13 protein-coding genes are annotated in these 17,273 nt (G+C 51.2%); 8 read left to right on the top strand and 5 right to left on the bottom strand.

Annotated elements, in window-relative coordinates; translation table 11 throughout:
* Positions 1-71: 71 nt before the first annotated feature.
* Complete coding sequence (gene ileS / locus QJQ48_RS16300) at positions 72-2,954, bottom strand: isoleucine--tRNA ligase (RefSeq protein WP_346292302.1); 2,883 nt, start codon at positions 2,952-2,954, stop codon at positions 72-74.
* A 173-nt stretch (positions 2,955-3,127) separates the two neighbouring features.
* On the bottom strand, positions 3,128-4,042 hold the full coding sequence (locus tag QJQ48_RS16295) for a Ycf66 family protein (protein WP_346292301.1): 915 nt from the start codon (positions 4,040-4,042) through the stop codon (positions 3,128-3,130).
* 82 nt (positions 4,043-4,124) lie between these two features.
* Between QJQ48_RS16295 and QJQ48_RS16290 the strand changes: the two genes are divergently transcribed.
* Positions 4,125-4,730: a glutathione S-transferase family protein gene (locus tag QJQ48_RS16290; protein ID WP_346292300.1), complete on the top strand. Its 606-nt coding sequence runs from the start codon at positions 4,125-4,127 to the stop codon at positions 4,728-4,730.
* Here QJQ48_RS16290 and QJQ48_RS16285 read toward each other — a convergent pair.
* Complete coding sequence (locus tag QJQ48_RS16285) at positions 4,719-5,588, bottom strand: SDR family oxidoreductase (protein ID WP_346292299.1); 870 nt, start codon at positions 5,586-5,588, stop codon at positions 4,719-4,721. The two genes, QJQ48_RS16290 and QJQ48_RS16285, sit on opposite strands and share 12 nt — an antisense overlap.
* A gap of 766 nt (positions 5,589-6,354) precedes the next feature.
* Here QJQ48_RS16285 and QJQ48_RS16280 point away from each other — a divergent pair.
* The 3 genes from QJQ48_RS16280 to QJQ48_RS16270 all read left to right on the top strand — a co-directional run bounded on the left by QJQ48_RS16280 (position 6,355) and on the right by QJQ48_RS16270 (position 11,353).
* Positions 6,355-7,425 carry an endonuclease domain-containing protein gene (locus tag QJQ48_RS16280; RefSeq protein ID WP_346292298.1) on the top strand — a complete coding sequence of 357 codons (1,071 nt, stop codon included), beginning with the start codon at positions 6,355-6,357 and terminating at the stop codon, positions 7,423-7,425.
* A 23-nt stretch (positions 7,426-7,448) separates the two neighbouring features.
* A complete protein-coding gene (locus QJQ48_RS16275) occupies positions 7,449-8,084 on the top strand; it encodes a hypothetical protein (RefSeq protein ID WP_346292297.1) in 636 nt (211 codons plus the stop codon).
* 266 nt (positions 8,085-8,350) lie between these two features.
* A complete protein-coding gene (locus QJQ48_RS16270) occupies positions 8,351-11,353 on the top strand; it encodes an ATP-binding protein (RefSeq protein ID WP_487247700.1) in 3,003 nt (1,000 codons plus the stop codon).
* A 14-nt stretch (positions 11,354-11,367) separates the two neighbouring features.
* Here QJQ48_RS16270 and mnmG read toward each other — a convergent pair whose 3' ends face one another.
* A complete protein-coding gene (mnmG, locus tag QJQ48_RS16265; RefSeq protein ID WP_346292295.1) occupies positions 11,368-13,281 on the bottom strand; it encodes a tRNA uridine-5-carboxymethylaminomethyl(34) synthesis enzyme MnmG in 1,914 nt (637 codons plus the stop codon).
* A gap of 203 nt (positions 13,282-13,484) precedes the next feature.
* Here mnmG and QJQ48_RS16260 point away from each other — a divergent pair, with 203 nt between their 5' ends.
* The 3 genes from QJQ48_RS16260 (at position 13,485) to QJQ48_RS16250 (ending at position 16,557) form a co-directional block, all read left to right on the top strand.
* Complete coding sequence (locus QJQ48_RS16260) at positions 13,485-13,931, top strand: hypothetical protein (RefSeq protein ID WP_346292294.1); 447 nt, start codon at positions 13,485-13,487, stop codon at positions 13,929-13,931.
* A 97-nt stretch (positions 13,932-14,028) separates the two neighbouring features.
* Positions 14,029-15,546 (top strand): ATP-binding protein, encoded by a 1,518-nt coding sequence (locus QJQ48_RS16255; protein WP_346292293.1) that lies wholly within the window; start codon positions 14,029-14,031, stop codon positions 15,544-15,546.
* 372 nt (positions 15,547-15,918) lie between these two features.
* Positions 15,919-16,557: a Uma2 family endonuclease gene (locus QJQ48_RS16250; RefSeq protein ID WP_346292292.1), complete on the top strand. Its 639-nt coding sequence runs from the start codon at positions 15,919-15,921 to the stop codon at positions 16,555-16,557.
* A 75-nt stretch (positions 16,558-16,632) separates the two neighbouring features.
* On the opposite strand, the gene QJQ48_RS16245 is transcribed toward QJQ48_RS16250, so the two are convergent.
* Positions 16,633-16,872: a hypothetical protein gene (locus QJQ48_RS16245; RefSeq protein WP_346292291.1), complete on the bottom strand. Its 240-nt coding sequence runs from the start codon at positions 16,870-16,872 to the stop codon at positions 16,633-16,635.
* A 258-nt stretch (positions 16,873-17,130) separates the two neighbouring features.
* Here QJQ48_RS16245 and QJQ48_RS16240 point away from each other — a divergent pair.
* Positions 17,131-17,273: IS1/IS1595 family N-terminal zinc-binding domain-containing protein (locus QJQ48_RS16240; RefSeq protein WP_428843059.1), on the top strand; the 143-nt coding region annotated here is incomplete at its 3' end.

Genomic DNA, 17,273 nt, shown 5'->3' with positions numbered 1-17,273 from the left:
TTTAGGGTGCCCGACTGAATTGCTAAAACGACAAGAGCACTGCGACAGTAATCTCGAAAAGACTTGCCGCCTTAAAACCGATTAGCGATCGCCTCCACGCAGCGTTCACACAGCGCCGGATCTGCCGCCGATTCACCCACATGGGTGGAGTAATTCCAGCAGCGATCGCACTTCTCACCATCGGCTGCCACCACGCCTACGCCCAAAGCATCAGACTCGCTGCTAAACTTCAGTCCTTGGAGGCGATCGCTGCTTTCTAACAGCTCTACCTGAGACACCAAGAAGAGATAGCGCAGTTCATCCACATGGGGCCGATCCTCAGCGATCGCGTTCTCTGGGTTCATGCTAGCGAGGCGATGGCGCAGTTCTGCATCCGTCACATAGAGTAAGACTTTGGCTTCCAAGGAAGAACCAATTTCTTTAGCGGCGCGGGCCTGCTCTAACACTTTATTGACTTCCTGCCGCACAAACCGCAGTTCTTGCCACTGCGCCGCCAGTTTTGGCGCTTGCCACTGGGACTCACACCGAACCCAGCCGGACTCAAACACAGACTGATAGCTTGTTTCGTAGGGAATGTTTTGCCAAATGTCTTCAGCCATGTGGGACAGGACAGGAGCGATCGCTTTGGCCAGGTTTTCGATCGCGATCGCCAGTACGGTCTGACAGCTCCGGCGGCGGACAGAGTCAGCCGCGCTGATGTAGAGCCGATCTTTGGCAATGTCTAGGTAGAAGTTGGATAAGTCCACCACGCAGAAGTTCTGCACTGCCTGAAAGAAGTGGAAGAACTGATAGGTTTCAAACGCCTGGGTAACGTTGCTGAATACTTCATTAACCAGATGCAGGGCATAGCGATCCAGTTCGGGCAGTTGCTCATAGGGCACTGCGTCCTGAGCCGGGTCAAAGTCATAGAGATTGCCTAGCAGGAAGCGGGCCGTGTTGCGAATCTTGCGGTAGATATCGGCAATCTGCTTTAGGATGGTGGGGCCAATGGAGATATCGGAAGAGTAGTCTACGGCGGATACCCACAAGCGCAGGACATCTGCGCCGTAGGCCGGATCTTTTTTCTGATTTTTGCCGCCCTCAATAATGACCGCCGGGTCTACTGTGTTACCCAGGGACTTGCTCATCTTGCGGCCCTGCTCGTCAAGCACATAGCCGTGGGTAAGGACTGTGCGATAAGGGGCGCAGCCATTGGTGGCAACGCTGGTGAGCAGGCTGGACTGAAACCAGCCCCGATGCTGATCAGAGCCTTCTAAATAGACATCAGCAGGATATTTCAGCTCCGGGCGCTTATCGGCCACTGCCGCCCAAGAGGAGCCGGAATCAAACCAGACATCCATCGTATCCATGCACTTGCGGTAAGTGCGGCCATTATTGCGATAGGACGCTGGCAGCAGGTCTTCGACCGGCAGTTCCCACCAGGCATCTGAGCCTTTTTCGGCGATGATGGCCTGTACGTGATCTAGTGTTTCCTGAGTCAGCAGCACGTCGCCCGTCGCTTCGTCATAGAACACCGGAATCGGCATTCCCCAACTGCGCTGCCGGGAAATGCACCAGTCAGAGCGATCGCCCACCATTGAGGTAATCCGGTTTTCGCCCTGGGCTGGCACCCACTGCACGCCGGCGATCGCCTGCATCGCTTCATCCCGAAAGCCCTCTACCGAAGCAAACCACTGCTCGGTGGCCCGAAAAATTGTCGGCTTCTTCGTGCGCCAGTCGTAGGGATACTTATGCACGTAGGCTTCTTCTTTCAGCAGCGCTTTAGCGTCACTGAGCGCTGCAATGATGGCTCCATTGGCATCCTTGAGCACATTTAGCCCCGCAAATGGCCCTGCCTCCTCGGTGAAAATGCCCCGCTCGTCCACCGGGCAGAGAATGGGCAAACCATAGCGCTGACCCACCTTAAAGTCTTCTTGCCCGTGCCCCGGAGCCGTATGAACCAGTCCTGTGCCGGACTCTGTAGTGACGTAATCACCGCCAATAAGAATCCGACTTTCGCGATCGAATAGGGGATGGCGATAGGTGGAATCCGCTAGGGTTTCCCCCTTGAGCGTCGCTTTAACCCTCAGCTCAGTGGCTAGAACATCGGTGAGTCGCTCAACTAGATCTTTGGCAATGATCAAGTAGCGGTAGGGCGCATCCGTAGCCACCTCGACGACGGCATAGGTCAGCTCTGGGTTGGCAGCCACTGCCAGATTAGCCGGAATTGTCCAGGGTGTTGTGGTCCAGATGGCGACACCAAGATTGTCCAAGTACGGCTCCAACACAGGCTTAGCCGCTTCAGACAAGCTCACTATTGGAAAGGCGGCATAGATGCTGCGAGAAGTATGGCCTTCGGGGTATTCCAGCTCTGCTTCCGCTAGAGCAGTTTGCGACGACGGACTCCAGTGAACCGCTTTCAGCCCCCGGTAGATATAGCCCTTGAGCGCCATTTTGCCGAAGACGCCAATCTGAGCGGCTTCATACTCAGGGTTGAGGGTCATGTAGGGATGATCCCAGTCACCCCAGACGCCGTAGCGCTTGAAGCCGGTGCGCTGTTCTTCAATGGTCTTGAGGGCGAAGGCTTTGGCCTTTTTACGCAGCTTAATCGGGGTGAGCTGCTGACGCGCCTCTGGATTCATATTTTGCAAAACTTTCAGCTCAATTGGCAGACCGTGGCAGTCCCAACCGGGCACGTAGCGCACTTTGCGGCCCTGAAGTAGCTGATACTTATTAATAACGTCCTTGAGCGTCTTGTTGAGGGCATGACCCATGTGCAGGCTGCCGTTGGCATAGGGCGGCCCGTCATGCAGGACAAACACGTCTCCAGGGTTTTCCTGCGAGAGCTTTTCGTAAATTTTGTGATCTGCCCAGAACTGCTGAATTTCCGGCTCGCGGCGAGTCGCATTGGCCCGCATGTTGAAGCTGGTCTGCGGAAGGAGAATGGTGTCTTTGTAGCTCTTGGACTCTGTCACAACTGCCCGTTAATTTGTTTAAAGTCTTGCTCCCAGCCATTATCAGCTACAAGCTTATCGGCTTCAAGTAGCTAGCTGAGATTGTTGAGATCTGCTATTGGGCTAGCGTAGCGCATTTGAGCGGTGAGGGAGCGTTTACCGGCCAGCTAAGCTCGCGGTATCCCAGCGGAAAGTTAATCCTCAGAGTCAATAATCTCAGCATCAATGATGTCGGTAGGTGGCTGTGCCGGGGAGGGCTGGGGGTTGGACGTTGCGGTTTTGGCTTTTGGCGGACGTGGGATAGAAGGGGGACGAGGGGGCAGCTCAATCATGGGAGGCTTGGCTTTGGGTTTGCGGCTGAGGAGTTCAGTGAGCCAGTCTTTGAGGAGGGTGAGCTTGCTGGGGGAGGCAGGCAGGCGGGCAGGTTTGGGAGAGGACTGAGCGTCAGCCGAATCAGCCGGGGCGGAGGAAGAAGATGGGGTGGATCGGGAAGTTTGGGAGGAGCGGAGAAAGGGGTTGGCGGCGGTAGAGGCAGCTGACGGTTTGGGGGGCCGGGGAGTCCTTGGGCTATCAGGGGTAGCCGGTGGTGACGCAGACTGGGATGCCTGAGCGATCGCGGAATGAGCGGGCGATCGCCCAGCAGAGTCATCAGTGTATTCGTAGTCGGCGTGGCGCGGTTTGGTGATACGCGAGGACTGAGAAACGCTGGTGGCGGCGGCGATGCCTTTTTGCAGGGTGTCTTGGACAGTGCTCCAGGCAGAGCGGAGGGTTTTAGAGAGAGAACCTTGCTGCAGTTGGGAGAAGGCTTGCTGAGCTTGCTGCTGCACGTCGCTGGCAGAGGCGGGGGTTTGTAGTTCAGCCGGGGTGCGCGATCGCCGTAGGGTCAAAGTTTGCCAGCCCAGCCACAGAATTAGCGAAACGCTCGCCATTTGACCCAACATCAGCGCACCGCTAATGCGTCCGGCGCAGAACCACAGCACCAGCCCGTAAAGCATGGCAACGCCGCTCCAGAGAAAGTCAAAGCGGCGGTGAACTTCCGGGTAAAAAAAGGCGGCCATGTATAGGACAAAGCCTCCCAGTCCGACGGTGAGTGCGAGCAGATGTGCCATGACGATCTTCCTGCGATTCCCCTCTTTACTTGTCTACTATTGTGCTAAAGATCGGCTAAATCCAGCCGCCAAATTCCATACCATGTATAAACTCTACGATTTTTTGCCGTCAGGCAATGGTTACAAGGTACGTCTGCTGCTGAGGCAACTGGAAAGGCCGTTCGAGCGAATTGAGGTGAACATCCTTAATCAAGAAACGCGCTCTGAGGCGTTTTTAGCCAAAAATCCTAATGGTCGGGTGCCGACGCTGGAACTAGAGTCAGGACGGTTCCTGGCTGAGTCTAATGCCATCCTTTACTACCTCAGTCAGGAAACCGACTACTTTCCCAGCGATCGCTGGCAGGCGGCACAGGTGATGCAGTGGCTCTTTTTTGAGCAATACAGCCACGAACCGTATATTGCTACGTCGCGCTACTGGATTACCTGTCTAGGGCAGCCGGAAAAGTACCAGCCGCAGCTGGCCCAAAAGCAGCCGGGGGGCTATGCGGCGCTGCAGGTGATGGAGCAGCATTTGGCCCAGCATGACTTTTTTGTCGGCGATCGCTACACCATTGCCGACATCGCTCTGTTTGCCTACACCCACGTTGCCCACGAAGGCAATTTTGACCTGTCAGGTTTTCCGGCGATTCGCGGCTGGATTGAGCGGGTACAGGCCCAGCCTAGGCATATTCCTATCTCAGCTAGATAGCTGTCCGCCCGTGACGTCTAACAGCGCGCCCGTGACGAAGCTGCTGTCCTGCGCTGCCATAAAGACATAGGCGGGGGCCAACTCTTCTGGCTGAGCCGCTCGCTCTAAAGCATTGTCAGTGTCGTAGTTGTCCACTTTTTCAATCGGCATGGTGGCAGGAATATTGGGCGTCCATACTGGGCCAGGAACTACCGCATTGACCCGAATTTTGCGATCCGCCAGATTGAGAGCTAGAGACTTTGTAAAGGCATGAACCGCCCCTTTGCTGGTGGCATAGTCAATCAGCATTCCTTTGCCAATTTTACCGACAATGCTGCCCGTGTTGATGATGACATCTCCTTCAGAGAGATGAGACAGGACTGCTTTGACCATATGAAAATAGCCAAAAATATTGGTTTCTAAGGTCTGACGAAACTGAATTTCGGTCAGGTCTTCTAGCTTTTCCTGCGTCATTTGGAAAGCCGCGTTATTGACCAAAATATTGAGCTTGCCAAACTTGTTCACGGTTTGCTTCACCGTATCCTGACAGTCTTCTGGCTTACGCACGTCCATTTTGACAACTAGGCACTCGCCGCCGCGCTTTTCCACTTCTGCCTGAGTGGTCTGGGCATCGTCGTCATTCTCGTTATAGGTAATCGTCACGTTTGCCCCTTCCAGAGCATAGGCGATCGCCACAGCCCTACCAATTCCAGAGTCAGCGCCGGTAATAATAGCTACCTTGTCCTTTAGCTTATTGGCTGGCTGATAGTTGGAAAGATCGCTATCGGGCTGCGGCGTCATCTTTGACTGTTTGGCCGGATAGGGCTGCTTTTGTCCTGGAATTTGATCCGGAGTGGGACGTTTTTCTTGACTTTGCATAGTGCTTTCTTCTGAAAATAATAGATAGTTTGCTGCGGTCTGACACACAGACCAAGCTGAGGCAACAATACAAGAGACAGGATTTGACTGGATGCTGCTAAGGAGGGATTTAGTCGAGGCTAGAACTGTTCCTTCTGCGGATTTAAACGTCTGACTAAAGAGTGATTCAGCGAACCTAAATGAAACCTATACTGCAAGTTGAGTTGATACAAATTGATTCGTTAAGACCGGATGGAGGTTTTACCGCTGTGCTCCATTGCTTAGTGCCGAAGGAGAGCGACGCCAGGTACTAGGACGGTCTAGGAATTAAAGGTCGAGATGGTGCAGAGTTTTTGTCGCTTCCTCTGCTTTATAGCTACCGATGGAGGACGCAACTCCTCACCAGAGCGGTCAAAGGTGGCTACGATCTCGATTTCTATCACAGAAATTAGCATTTAAGAGCATTTAAGCCATATCTACTGAAAATCTTTATCAAATTCTACAGTTTGCTTGAAATTTCAGCTTGCTAAAGTCGCAATTTACTATATCTTATGTAAAAGTGTTGCACAGATATAGTGAGCTGTCTGCCTAGTTTGAATATGTAGACTCTTACTTGGTTGTCTAAACTAGCTGTCTACCTCTTTAGCGGTAATGCTAGCTGTTAAGTTCTATAAGTATCAAGAGATAGGCCACAACAGTTAAGTTATCAAAGTTTGAGCTGGTTGCTGTTGTTACCTAGTCGCAATATTGACGCAATTATTACAGGCTGACAGAGTCTTCCAGGCACATGGAGCAACGGTTTACTCAGGGCTTAGCTTGTCTGTACGATTACTTAGACCAGCTTTCTAAAGGCGAGGTCGCTACTTTTGTGTGTGATGATGTCGCTGGTACGCTGCCTTATCTGGAGCTGAATGCTACAAGCTGGACGAATAGTTATCGCTTCATCGCTCAGGCTTGGAACTCATTACCTGATCAGCAAACGATTATTGAAGATGTCTTGCAAGCTTTAGCACAGGCTGCCTATGGACTGTGGCCTCGGTGGTATTGCCAAGAGGATATTTTTTGCCGCTCTAGTCCATGTCTAACAGAGACAGCCTTACTCAATCATTTCAAATGCTTGGAGTTGCAGGCAGGAACGAAGGCTATTTGTTTACCTTGGCTAAAAGCTGCGGTTAACGCGTGTCAAAGTCAAAAACAGCCTGTATTGCCTGGTTTTACAAGAGCACTCCAGCTATCTCAGCTTGCATTGACGATTGATCCCGAGAATTTAGTGGTAGCGATCGCTGTTGAAGATGAACAGCCTTTAGCGCATCAGCTACTAGGTTTAGCAAAAGCTGCTAGCTGGATAGCCCATCAGACTCAGGCCCGGATTGCTCTATTCATCCCAGAAGTGCTGGCTCAGGCCAGTGAGTTAGACAGCGTCCTATACGGGGCGATCGCGCTGCCCAAACTCTTTCAAATGCCTGAAGAGGATGATTTTGAAGAGTCAACCCATGTCGTTTTTCCAGTTCAGGGCAGACCCCATCCCTTCAGTCCGGGCGAGCAAAAGCTAGCTGAGTGGTTGGCTAAAGATGTGGAACTCGCTTCATTATTTCAGTTCAATCAAACCGTATACACGATTCGTCATAGCCAGTATTTAGTCGATCTGCTGTGGCCGCAGGAACGAGTGATTGTGGAGGTGGATGGCTATCGACATCATGGCAATCAGTTTGGATTTCGCCGCGATCGCCACCGAGATTATGAACTTTTAATTAGCGGCTATTTGATTTTAAGATTGCCTCATGATGAGGTTGTTAATGATGTGGAACGCGCTGTTGAAAAGATTCGAGATGTGGTACGGTTTCGTCGCAACACCTAATTTCACCTAAGCAAAATAGCGATATGAGCACTCAGTTGACCCCTAAACACGCGCTTGTCATTTGGAATTTGATTATTACAGGTGATCAGCCAATGATGTCTAAAGTCCAACCAGATTTGTCGCCTGCTGAGCGGAAGGTACTTTTAGAGACTGGCCTAATTCAGTTAGATAGGCGTGGTCGAGCGACGCATATTGTGTTAGAGGACAAAGCTTGGGATTGGGCTGTGGAGAACTTCGATGCCCAGCTTTCTTTATCTAAATATGCGGTACCTGTTCTTCAAACGTTGCTGATCAAAATGAACAAGTCTCTGCAAAAGTACAATATTTCCCTTGCCGAATTTCTTGCAGTTGAAGGACAGTCAGAACCAGACATACAAGAGAATTTGCCAGTTGAGAATGACCTAGAATCAAGCATCCGCAAAGCGTATATGAAAGTTTCAGGTGGGCAACCTAGTGTACGTGTTCGACTGGCCGATTTGCGACAACATTTAGGTGAGTTTTCTCGTTCAGAGGTGGATAGAGTTTTAGGAGAAATGGAGCTTTCAGAAAAACTTGTACTCATGCATTTAGATGACCCTCAAGAGATCAATCCAGAAGATGATGAAGCAGCTGTAGAAATCGGTGGGCATAAGAGTCATATTGTTTATTTGCAAGTATAAAAACAATGTCGGAGAGAGATTCTGCAATTCAAGCACTCAGAATAGCTGACTTTAGCTGGACAATGCACGTCAAAAGCGTCTGGCAAGATACCTCAAATGTTAACGATCTTCATCAAGAGAAACGTACAAAAATTGAAAGCGCATTAAATAAACTGAATCAGGCTGCTGATACTCAATCTCCTCTAGGTTTTCCTATTACAGGAGAAGCTGGATCGGGTAAGACACACCTGCTTGGAGCCATCCGCAAATATGCCCTATCCCAAGGGATGAACTTCGTACTGGTCGATATGACTGATGTGCGGGATTTTTGGGAAACGGTCTTACAGGGCTATGTCAGTTCCTTACAGGAAGCTGACTCAAAGGGTATGCCTCAAATTCAAAAGCTAATTGCCTGTCTAGTCTCGTTCACCGAACGTTCTGTCACACCCAAGAAAATGGCTAGTTTGACACATGAAGCTTTGAAAAACGGTGTCAACGCTATTTTGAACGCGCTTGCTAAAAAAGAAAAGCCAAAAACCATTCAGTTCCAAGACGTCATCCGGGCTGTAATACTCCTCAACTCAGAGGACTTTGCCCTATCGGGAATTGGCTATAACTGGCTTCAGGGTTTAGAAATTGAACCTACAGACAAGCAACTGTTTGGGTTTAAAGCCAGCGTAGCTAGTCAACTCAGCGACATTGTTGAAGGCTTGTCTTGGATTATGAGTCTGCGGGGAGCCTCGGTGTTGGCTCTAGATCAGTTTGACGCTATTGTTACGCAGCATCATTATGTGGCTAGTGCCGCCACTGGTGCCGAGCTATCAGCAGAACAGCAGACTTCCAAATTCATCATCGAGGGCATTGGTGGCGGTCTGATGGCACTGCGCGATAAAACCTATCGCACCCAAATTATCACCTCTTGCCTGGAGGCGACCTGGCAAATTTTGCGGCAGCAGGTCATCAGCACGTTTCAAGCTCGTTTTCAGATGCCATTAGTGTTGGGTAGGGTACTGAAAACTGAGACTGCCCGCAGCATTATTCAGGCTCGATTACAAAAAGCTTATGAGCAGATTGGCTTCATGCCACCTTATCCAACCTGGCCTTATACTGACGCCTTTTTTCAAGCTGCCGTTCGGCAATCACCCCGCCGGATTCTACAGCGCTGCGATCAGCATCGTCAGCAGTGTTTAGCGGTGGGAGAAGTCACTGAGCTAAACACGTTTGATCCGGCAGATCCAATTCAGCCGCCAATAAATGGCTTCGAGACAATCGATCGGGCATTTGCGGCTGCTCAACGACAGGTCAATATTCAGGCTGCCCTTGATGAAAGTCAGGAAGATGGTGTTTTAGGCAAGTGGCTAGAAACCGTTGGTGATTGCTTAGTCTTAGAAAACCCTACCGCTGATGAGATTGACGCCTTTACCGAAACTCGTTTTCCAGGCGGGCGCAACTATCCCCAAATGCACTCGCGGGTACGACTGGTGTTTCGAGAAGAAGGCGATCGCGAAAAGCACCTTTGTCTGAGAGCCTTACAGCGCTCAAATCACGCGGCTTACAGAGCTAGACTAAAAGCCGCCATGACAATTTCAGGTATTGATCACGCTCTGAGTTTTCGGCGCTTAATGATTGTGCGCACCCACGACCTACCTGGTGGCGCCAAAACCCAAGAGCTAACTCAGACATGCTTACAAGCTGGCGGCCTGTTCGCCTATCCGACAGAGGCAGAGCTGCGGACTATAGGGGCACTGCATCAGCTCAAACGTCAGAATTTACCGAATTTTAATACTTGGCTGCGCGATCGCCGTCCAGTTTCTCAGTTGCCCTTTATGCAAAACACAGTAGCCTGGCTGTTCCAAGAGACTAAGCGTTTCTCAGAAACAGTCACTCCTCAAACTGATATTGCCTCTGCCAATGGCACCTCTGCGCATGTCGTTCCAGCTCAAGCCTCTACCAATGGCCGCGTTCCTGTCGTTAACCAGCCAGCCTCATGTACTCAGCCTCTTCCTCCTGTCAGCCAGCCTATTTCAACCACCTCTCAAGGCTTACCAATTGGTAGCCCTTTAAACGGACAGCAGACAACATCCCTTTCGATTCCATTAGAAGTTTTAACCAAGCATACTGTCATCCTAGCCAGTAGCGGGGCAGGAAAAACCGTCTTAGTTCGCCGCCTAGTTGAAGAAGCTGCACTACAGGGAATTCCGGCAATTGTGGTTGATTGTGCCAATGATTTGGCCCGATTGGGCGATCGCTGGCCGCAGCCGCCAACCGCTTTGACAGCTCAAGACCGAGAAAAAGCAGAGCGGTATTACCACCGTACAGAAGTTGTCGTCTGGACACCTGGCCGAGAGGCCGGAAATCCGATGACGCTGAACCCGTTGCCTGATTTTGCGGCACTCATTGACAACTCAGATGAGCTAAATCAAGCCATAGACATGGCCCGTGACAGCCTCCAAGACACTGTGATTTCCGGCACGGCCCAAACCATAAAAGTCAAACGGGGTATTCTAAGAAACGCTTTGCACTGCTTTGCTAAAGCAGGGGGCGGCAGTTTAGACAGTTTTGCTGAATTTCTGGCTGATTTACCGGAAGAAGCCACCGGAAATATTTCAAAAGCAGCCCAAAAAGCGCAGGACATGGCTGATGCTTTATATGCAGAAATTTCTAATAATCCCCTGCTAAGACAGCAGGGAGCGGCCTTAGATCCGGCGTTACTGTTGGGGGCAAACCCATCTTCAGATAAAGTTCGCCTCTCGGTGATTAACTTTGTTGGGCTACCGGGCCAAACTCAGCAACAACAGTTTTTGAATCAGCTTGCAATGACCCTTTTTACCTGGATTAAGAAAAATCCAGCCCCCCCTGAGCAACCGCTCAGAGGCTTAATGGTAATTGACGAAGCCAAAGACTTCGTCCCGTCGAAGGGGACTACGCCCTGCAAATCGAGCCTAAATCGACTAGCAGCCCAGGCGCGCAAGTATGGTCTGGGCTTGATCTTTGCAACCCAGGCTCCCAAAAGCATCGATCACAACATCATCGCCAACTGCTCGACTCAGTTTTATGGCCGTGCTAATTCTCCCGCTGCCATTGATGTAATTCGCGATCAAATTAGACAGCGGGGCGGAACAGGGGATGATGTGCCGCAACTAGAGCGGGGACAGTTTTATGCCGCTGCTGAAAGCCTAACTCCGCCTGTAAAGATGGCCACTCCCCTATGCTTGTCTTATCATCCATCTAGCCCCTTAGACGAAGCAAGTGTTCTAAAGCGCGCTAAGCACTCTCGCAGTCTTCAATAACGTTAAGGAAACTGCTACACCGAAACTTTTTGAGCCGCCTGTTCGCTGAGGCGCGACTGAATTTCTAGGTGTACCAGCAGCGCATTCACATCCGCCGGATTAACGCCGCCAATGCGAGTTGCCTGACCGATGGTGAGCGGCTTAACTTTAGCAAGTTTTTCACGGGCTTCTTTGGAAAGCGTATCGATCGCGTGATAGTCCAAATTTTCCGGCAGCTTCCGGTTAGTTTGCTTAGAAATCTGATCGATTTGATTTTGCTGCCGCTGAATGTAGCCGGAATACTTAATGTCAATTTCGGCCCCTTCTTTTTCAGCCTGATCTAGCTCTGGATTGTCTAGGCCGTATTGCTCTAAATTGACGTAGTGAAAACCGGGGCGGCGCAGCAAGTCGGCTAAGGTGATGGAGCCTTTGATTCGCTGTTGGGTATCAGCCGCAATTTTCTCACCGACAGATTCATGGGCTTTGATGCGGGTGGCTTCCAGACGAGCCTTTTCAGCCATAATATTAGCCTGCTTGCGGGTGAAGAGATCCCAGCGGCGATCGCTAATCAAGCCCAATTCGCGTCCCAGCGGTGTCAGTCGCTGATCGGCATTATCTGAGCGCAGCAGCAGCCGATACTCCGAACGGGATGTCAGCATCCGGTAAGGCTCACGCAGGTCTTTAGTGCAGAGATCGTCAATCATCGTGCCCAGATAGCTCTGCTCGCGCGGAAAAATGATCATCTCCTGATTGCGGGCAAAGCGCACCGCATTGATGCCTGAGACAATTCCCTGGGCGGCGGCTTCTTCGTAACCTGTGGTGCCATTGATCTGCCCAGCGCAAAACAGCCCGGCCACCTTCTTGGTCATCAGGGTTAGGAAGCACTGAGTCGCAGGCAAGTAGTCGTACTCGACTGCATAGGCCGGTCGCAGCATGGCGCAGTGTTCTAAACCAGGGAGCGATCGCAGCATTTGCAACTGCAGTGCCTCTGGCAATCCAGTGGAAAAGCCCTGGATATACAGCTCTGGAATAGTACGGCCTTCTGGCTCAATAAAAATCTGGTGACTTTCTTTATCGGCAAAGCGAACAATCTTGTCTTCGATGCTGGGACAGTAGCGCGGCCCTTTGGCATCTACCCAACCGCCGTAAACTGGAGACAAGTGCAGATTTTCTCGAATCAGCCGGTGGGTTTCAGCTGTCGTGCGGGTGAGATGACAGGGGATTTGCTCTCGCTCGACCCAGACTTCTGGATCAAAGCTAAACCAGCGTACCGCTTCGTCTCCGGGCTGCGGCTCTAGCCGGCTGTAATCTACCGATCGCTTATCTACTCGCGCTGGAGTTCCTGTTTTCAGCCGCCCGGTTTCAAAGCCTAAACGGTTCAGCGTGTCCGTCAGCCCTACGGCGGCAAACTCGCCCGCGCGACCCGCAGGCATGGACTTGTTGCCCACCCAGATGACGCCGCCTAAGAAGGTTCCAGTCGTGAGAATGACTGACTTACAACGAAAAGCGACGCCGAAGTAGGTTTCGACCCCAACCACTTCGTCATTGGCCCCCAGCACCAAATCCGTTACCATGCTCTCGCGGATAGTGAGATGGGGCTGATTTTCCACAATTTCTTTCATGACAGCGGCATATTCCCGCTTGTCGGTTTGAGCGCGCAAGGCCCAGACTGCCGGACCACGAGAGTTATTGAGAATCCGCTTTTGCAGATAGGTGCGATCGGCCATTTTGCCAATTTCGCCGCCCAGCGCATCGACTTCGTGAGTAAGCTGGGACTTAGCCGGGCCACCGACAGCCGGATTGCAGGGCTGCCAGGCAATTTTGTCTAAGTTCAGAGTGAGCAGCAGAGTGCGGCAGCCCGATCGAGCGGCAGCCAAAGCCGCTTCGCAGCCTGCATGGCCTGCTCCCACAACTACAACTTCAAATTCATCAATAAAATCTACAGCCATATCCCAGCCACAAAGGCGCGTCAATTTTCTATTGTAGCGGTAGGGGATAGGCGCGCTGGCGGCGGTCGCAAACTCACGCTGCGTTCACCTAGTCGTAATCCACTGATAAAACTGTCTATCAAACATTCCGGAAAGCCCCCCTGGCTTGTCTTAATAGTTACCAAGGGAGCAGCTATGACTGAATTACCACTCACCATGAAATCATGTCGTATAACACCTCTTCTGCCAGCAGTTGGATCTCAAAGCTAGATGAGGCAGACACTGCTGCGCTAGGTCAATCTCTGAGAAAGATTGGCGCTGACTACCTGAAGCCAGGCACATCACCGGGTAAAACGCGGATCTGGTACCAGGGGAAAGAAGCTTACTTTGATATCCACGGCGAAATGGAAGCCGACCAGATTGACTGGTTTCAGTTAACGCTGCGCGGCAAGTCTTTAATCTGGAATCGCCAGCGGCAGCTTCTGCGGACAGGAGCCACCAATGAGCTAGATGTACCACCAGAGGTGGCTTATTACGCAGCTAGCAAAACGATTAAGGATGATGCCGTGTTAGACAATGCCTTTGTTAACCTGGTTAAGTCAATTCTGGCGACCCGACCCGATGAGCTTTTGCTGCAGCAGATGCTGGCGTTGCTAGAACAGAAAGTTTAGAAAAAGCCTGTGAACGCGATCGCTGGGGCAGATTCAACTCCGTCCGCGGACTGCGGGTAGACTAAAGTAATCAATCCTTGAGAGTCCGTGTCCCTTTATGGTTGACCTTGCTCTGACGGGCCTCTTGATTCTAAGTGGTGGCGGTGTTTTATTTCTTTCCATCTTAGAGACAAGGCACGTACTACAGCTAGTTGAAAAGCAGCCGACGCGCAAAACCTGGCAGGTGCTGCGATGGCTGATGGTCTTCTTCCTGTGCGGCTATCTGGGAGTGCTAGGTTTATTACTGGTTGGCTATCAGTCGCTTTTGCTGGCGCTGACGGGAGCTATCTTCTTTTTTGGAGCGCTGTTTGTCTATTTGGTAGTTAAGAGCAGCTTGGTGACGATGCGACAACTGCTGGCGGCTCGCAACGATACGCTAGAGCTGCAGCAGGCGAAGGAGACTGCTGAGGCGATCGCTCAGGCTAAGTCTGAGTTTTTGGCAATGGTCAGTCATGAAATTCGCACGCCGATGAACGGGGTAATCGGCATGACGAGCCTGCTGGATCATACCCAACTGACGGATGAACAGCGGGACTATGTTGAAACCATTCGCCTCAGCGGGGACTCCCTGCTGGCTGTTATCAATGACATCCTGGATTTTTCTAAGGTAGAGTCGGGCAAGCTCGATTTGGAGATTCGGCCCTTTGCGCTGCGAACCTGCTTGGATGAGGTGGTCAATCTGCTGGTGGCAGAAGCCAAATCTAAAGGATTGGAGCTGAACTTGCATGTGGCTCCTACGGTACCTGCTTGGATTCAGGGAGATGTGATTCGGCTGCGGCAGGTGCTAGTCAATTTGCTCAGCAATGCGGTCAAATTTACCGATCAGGGTGAGATTGAGGTAGCCGTAAAGTCCCAGGAAGGCGATCGGCTGCTGTTCACTATTCGAGATACTGGTATCGGCATTCCGGCTGAGCAACAGGCTTCTCTATTTGAACCCTTTTTTCAAGCTGATTCATCTTCCACGCGAAAGTTTGAAGGCACAGGTTTGGGCCTGGCTATTTGCAAGCGATTGGTCAACCTGATGCAGGGACAAATTTGGATTGAAAGCAGGATCGGTCAGGGAACTAAGGTGGGCTTCACAATTGCGGCCCAACCGGCGATCGCGACTGACCTCAACATGTCAAAGCTGTCACAGCCAGCCAAACGCCCTGATGCTGGCGATCGCCCACTCCCTAAGATTTTGCTGGCCGAAGACAGTGCCGTTAATCAAAAAGTTGCGGTCAGAGTCTTTGCTCAGCTTGGCTACACGATTGAGACAGCTACCAACGGGCTAGAGGTTTTGGCGGCCATCCGGCAGCAGCCCTACGACTTCATCTTTATGGACGTGCGGATGCCAGAAATGGACGGCATTGAAGCAACACGCCAACTGCGCCAGATGGCGCTAGATTCGTCGCCTATCATTATTGCGATGACGGCAAGCGTGATGGAGGGCGATCGCGAAAAGTGCCTAGCAGCAGGCATGAATGACTATATTGCTAAACCCATTCGGATAGAAACTGTGCGGGCGACTCTTGATAGCTGGCTGTACTCTTATTGCCCAGTTTCCAATCCACTTCAAAATATTCTTCGGGAGTGAACTGAATTGTAGTGATAGCGATCGCATCCTGAGTTGCTGTATCAATTTCTTCGCAGGCTGACCGGTCCTTTCTAAAGACAGCGATGGCAAGTTTTACATTACTCGCGACCCAAACACTAAAGTTAAACAGAGGGACATCAAGATACGCATTGATGGAAACTTGACTATCGCCCGCGAGTTTCAAAACGGCAAAGTTTTACTCAATATGACAATAAAGAAGGGCGAGGCAACCTTCTGAAGTTAAAAATCAGCTTTGCTCAGTCAAGTAAATCCATTGATGTTCACCCTGGATCAAGTCCCGATTTGAAAGTGACATGCCTGCGATCGCACCAGCAGAATTTGAGTACACTGGAACTCACGAGGTGAGAGCCAATGGTCAACGCAACCCCAGCCATAGCCACTGATACCTGGGTAGTAGCCACCTGGGACGAATTTTTGACGCTAACAGGACATCCCGACCTGGAAAAAGCCCGTTTTTACTACGACCTTGGCTGGATGAGAATTGAAACTATGCCGATTGGTTCAGCCCACGGTCAGGACAACTCAATTCTGGCTGCCGTGGTCAGTCTCTACGGCACCCTAAAAGACATTAGCTATATCTCATTTACCAACGGCAGCTTTCGGAAAGCAGGTGAACGCGAATGCCAGCCAGACTTGGCCTACTACATCGGCCCAGACATCCAGCGTCCCCCCAAAAATAATCAACCCGTCGATGTCGATCGCTATGGCCCACCAGACTTAGCTATTGAAATCTCTGCCAGCACCTTAAGCGACGATCTCGGCCAAAAACGCCTGCTGTACGAGCGGTTAAGCGTCCAGGAATACTGGGTCGTCAATGTAGAGACTGCAACAGTGATTGCGTTTGCGATCGCAGACGGTGGCAGTCGCCAAATTCAGGTCTCCGCAGTCCTCCCCGACTTACCCATATCGGTCATCGAAGAAGCTCTACAGCGCAGCCAAACCGAAGACGACGGAGCCGTCAATCGCTGGCTGTTGAAGCAGTTTAGCTAAGACAGAAGAAATGCTGGCTCATGCTGTCTAATGGTTACTTCACGATCTTCAAGTTCGACGATATGTCAGTTCTCGCTAGGCGTAAAAGAACAGTCTAGCCAGGACTGTGCCGGTGATAGGTTGGGTCTGACCGAGCTCATCTTCCAAAATCAGACCCGGCTCGCCAGTGCCATGACCGGAAAAATGAACGATTTGGGGGACATGCTCTAGGAGCGATCGCCGTAAATCTTTAGTACGCACAGCCCACCGAGCAATCAGCTCAAACTGATGATGACCTGCTGACAGCTTTAGACCCTTTGCAGGGCCTGAATTCATCTATGGCTGTTACCTGGATGCACTTGAACTATCACATCTTCATCTGCCGGGTTCGCTCTACTGCGGCCCTGGCTTCTCCAGTTAAAGCAGCGATCGCGGCTGCTTGAGACAACGATTTTCTCTAATGCAGCTACGTTTTGTTTGAGTTCAACGAGCATCTGGCGTTGAGACTGATCATTGAGACTCTCGATCAGCCGCCGATAAAACCAGAGATAGTCGGCGTTGCATAATTAAAAGATGAATTAGAGGGAATCTGCGATGCAATGTCCAGAGTGCGGAGCCACTCACATCCGTAAGAACGGTAAGAGAAAAGGTAAGCAAAATCACATCTGCGTCGCCTGCGGTCGTCAGTTCATCGACACCTACGAACCTCACCGAGGCTACTCAGATGACGTCAGAGG

The organism is Sphaerothrix gracilis Ecp01 (assembly GCF_030405905.1).
Classification (GTDB): Bacteria; Cyanobacteriota; Cyanobacteriia; order Phormidesmidales; family Phormidesmidaceae; genus Sphaerothrix; species Sphaerothrix gracilis.
Note: the sequence above shows the minus strand (reverse complement) of the source record. Positions and strands in the feature narration are given on the sequence as shown.

Excerpts from the sequence above, each read along its gene's own strand:
- QJQ48_RS16295 (WP_346292301.1), bottom strand. The coding sequence starts at position 4,042 with ATGGCACATCTGCTCGCACTCACCGTCGGACTGGGAGGCTTTGTCCTA.
- QJQ48_RS16290 (WP_346292300.1), top strand. The coding sequence starts at position 4,125 with ATGTATAAACTCTACGATTTTTTGCCGTCAGGCAATGGTTACAAGGTA.
- QJQ48_RS16285 (WP_346292299.1), bottom strand. The coding sequence starts at position 5,588 with ATGCAAAGTCAAGAAAAACGTCCCACTCCGGATCAAATTCCAGGACAA.
- QJQ48_RS16280 (WP_346292298.1), top strand. The coding sequence starts at position 6,355 with ATGGAGCAACGGTTTACTCAGGGCTTAGCTTGTCTGTACGATTACTTA.
- QJQ48_RS16275 (WP_346292297.1), top strand. The coding sequence starts at position 7,449 with ATGAGCACTCAGTTGACCCCTAAACACGCGCTTGTCATTTGGAATTTG.
- QJQ48_RS16270 (WP_487247700.1), top strand. The coding sequence starts at position 8,351 with ATGAACTTCGTACTGGTCGATATGACTGATGTGCGGGATTTTTGGGAA.
- mnmG (WP_346292295.1), bottom strand. The coding sequence starts at position 13,281 with ATGGCTGTAGATTTTATTGATGAATTTGAAGTTGTAGTTGTGGGAGCA.
- QJQ48_RS16260 (WP_346292294.1), top strand. The coding sequence starts at position 13,485 with ATGTCGTATAACACCTCTTCTGCCAGCAGTTGGATCTCAAAGCTAGAT.
- QJQ48_RS16255 (WP_346292293.1), top strand. The coding sequence starts at position 14,029 with ATGGTTGACCTTGCTCTGACGGGCCTCTTGATTCTAAGTGGTGGCGGT.
- QJQ48_RS16250 (WP_346292292.1), top strand. The coding sequence starts at position 15,919 with ATGGTCAACGCAACCCCAGCCATAGCCACTGATACCTGGGTAGTAGCC.
- QJQ48_RS16245 (WP_346292291.1), bottom strand. The coding sequence starts at position 16,872 with ATGAATTCAGGCCCTGCAAAGGGTCTAAAGCTGTCAGCAGGTCATCAT.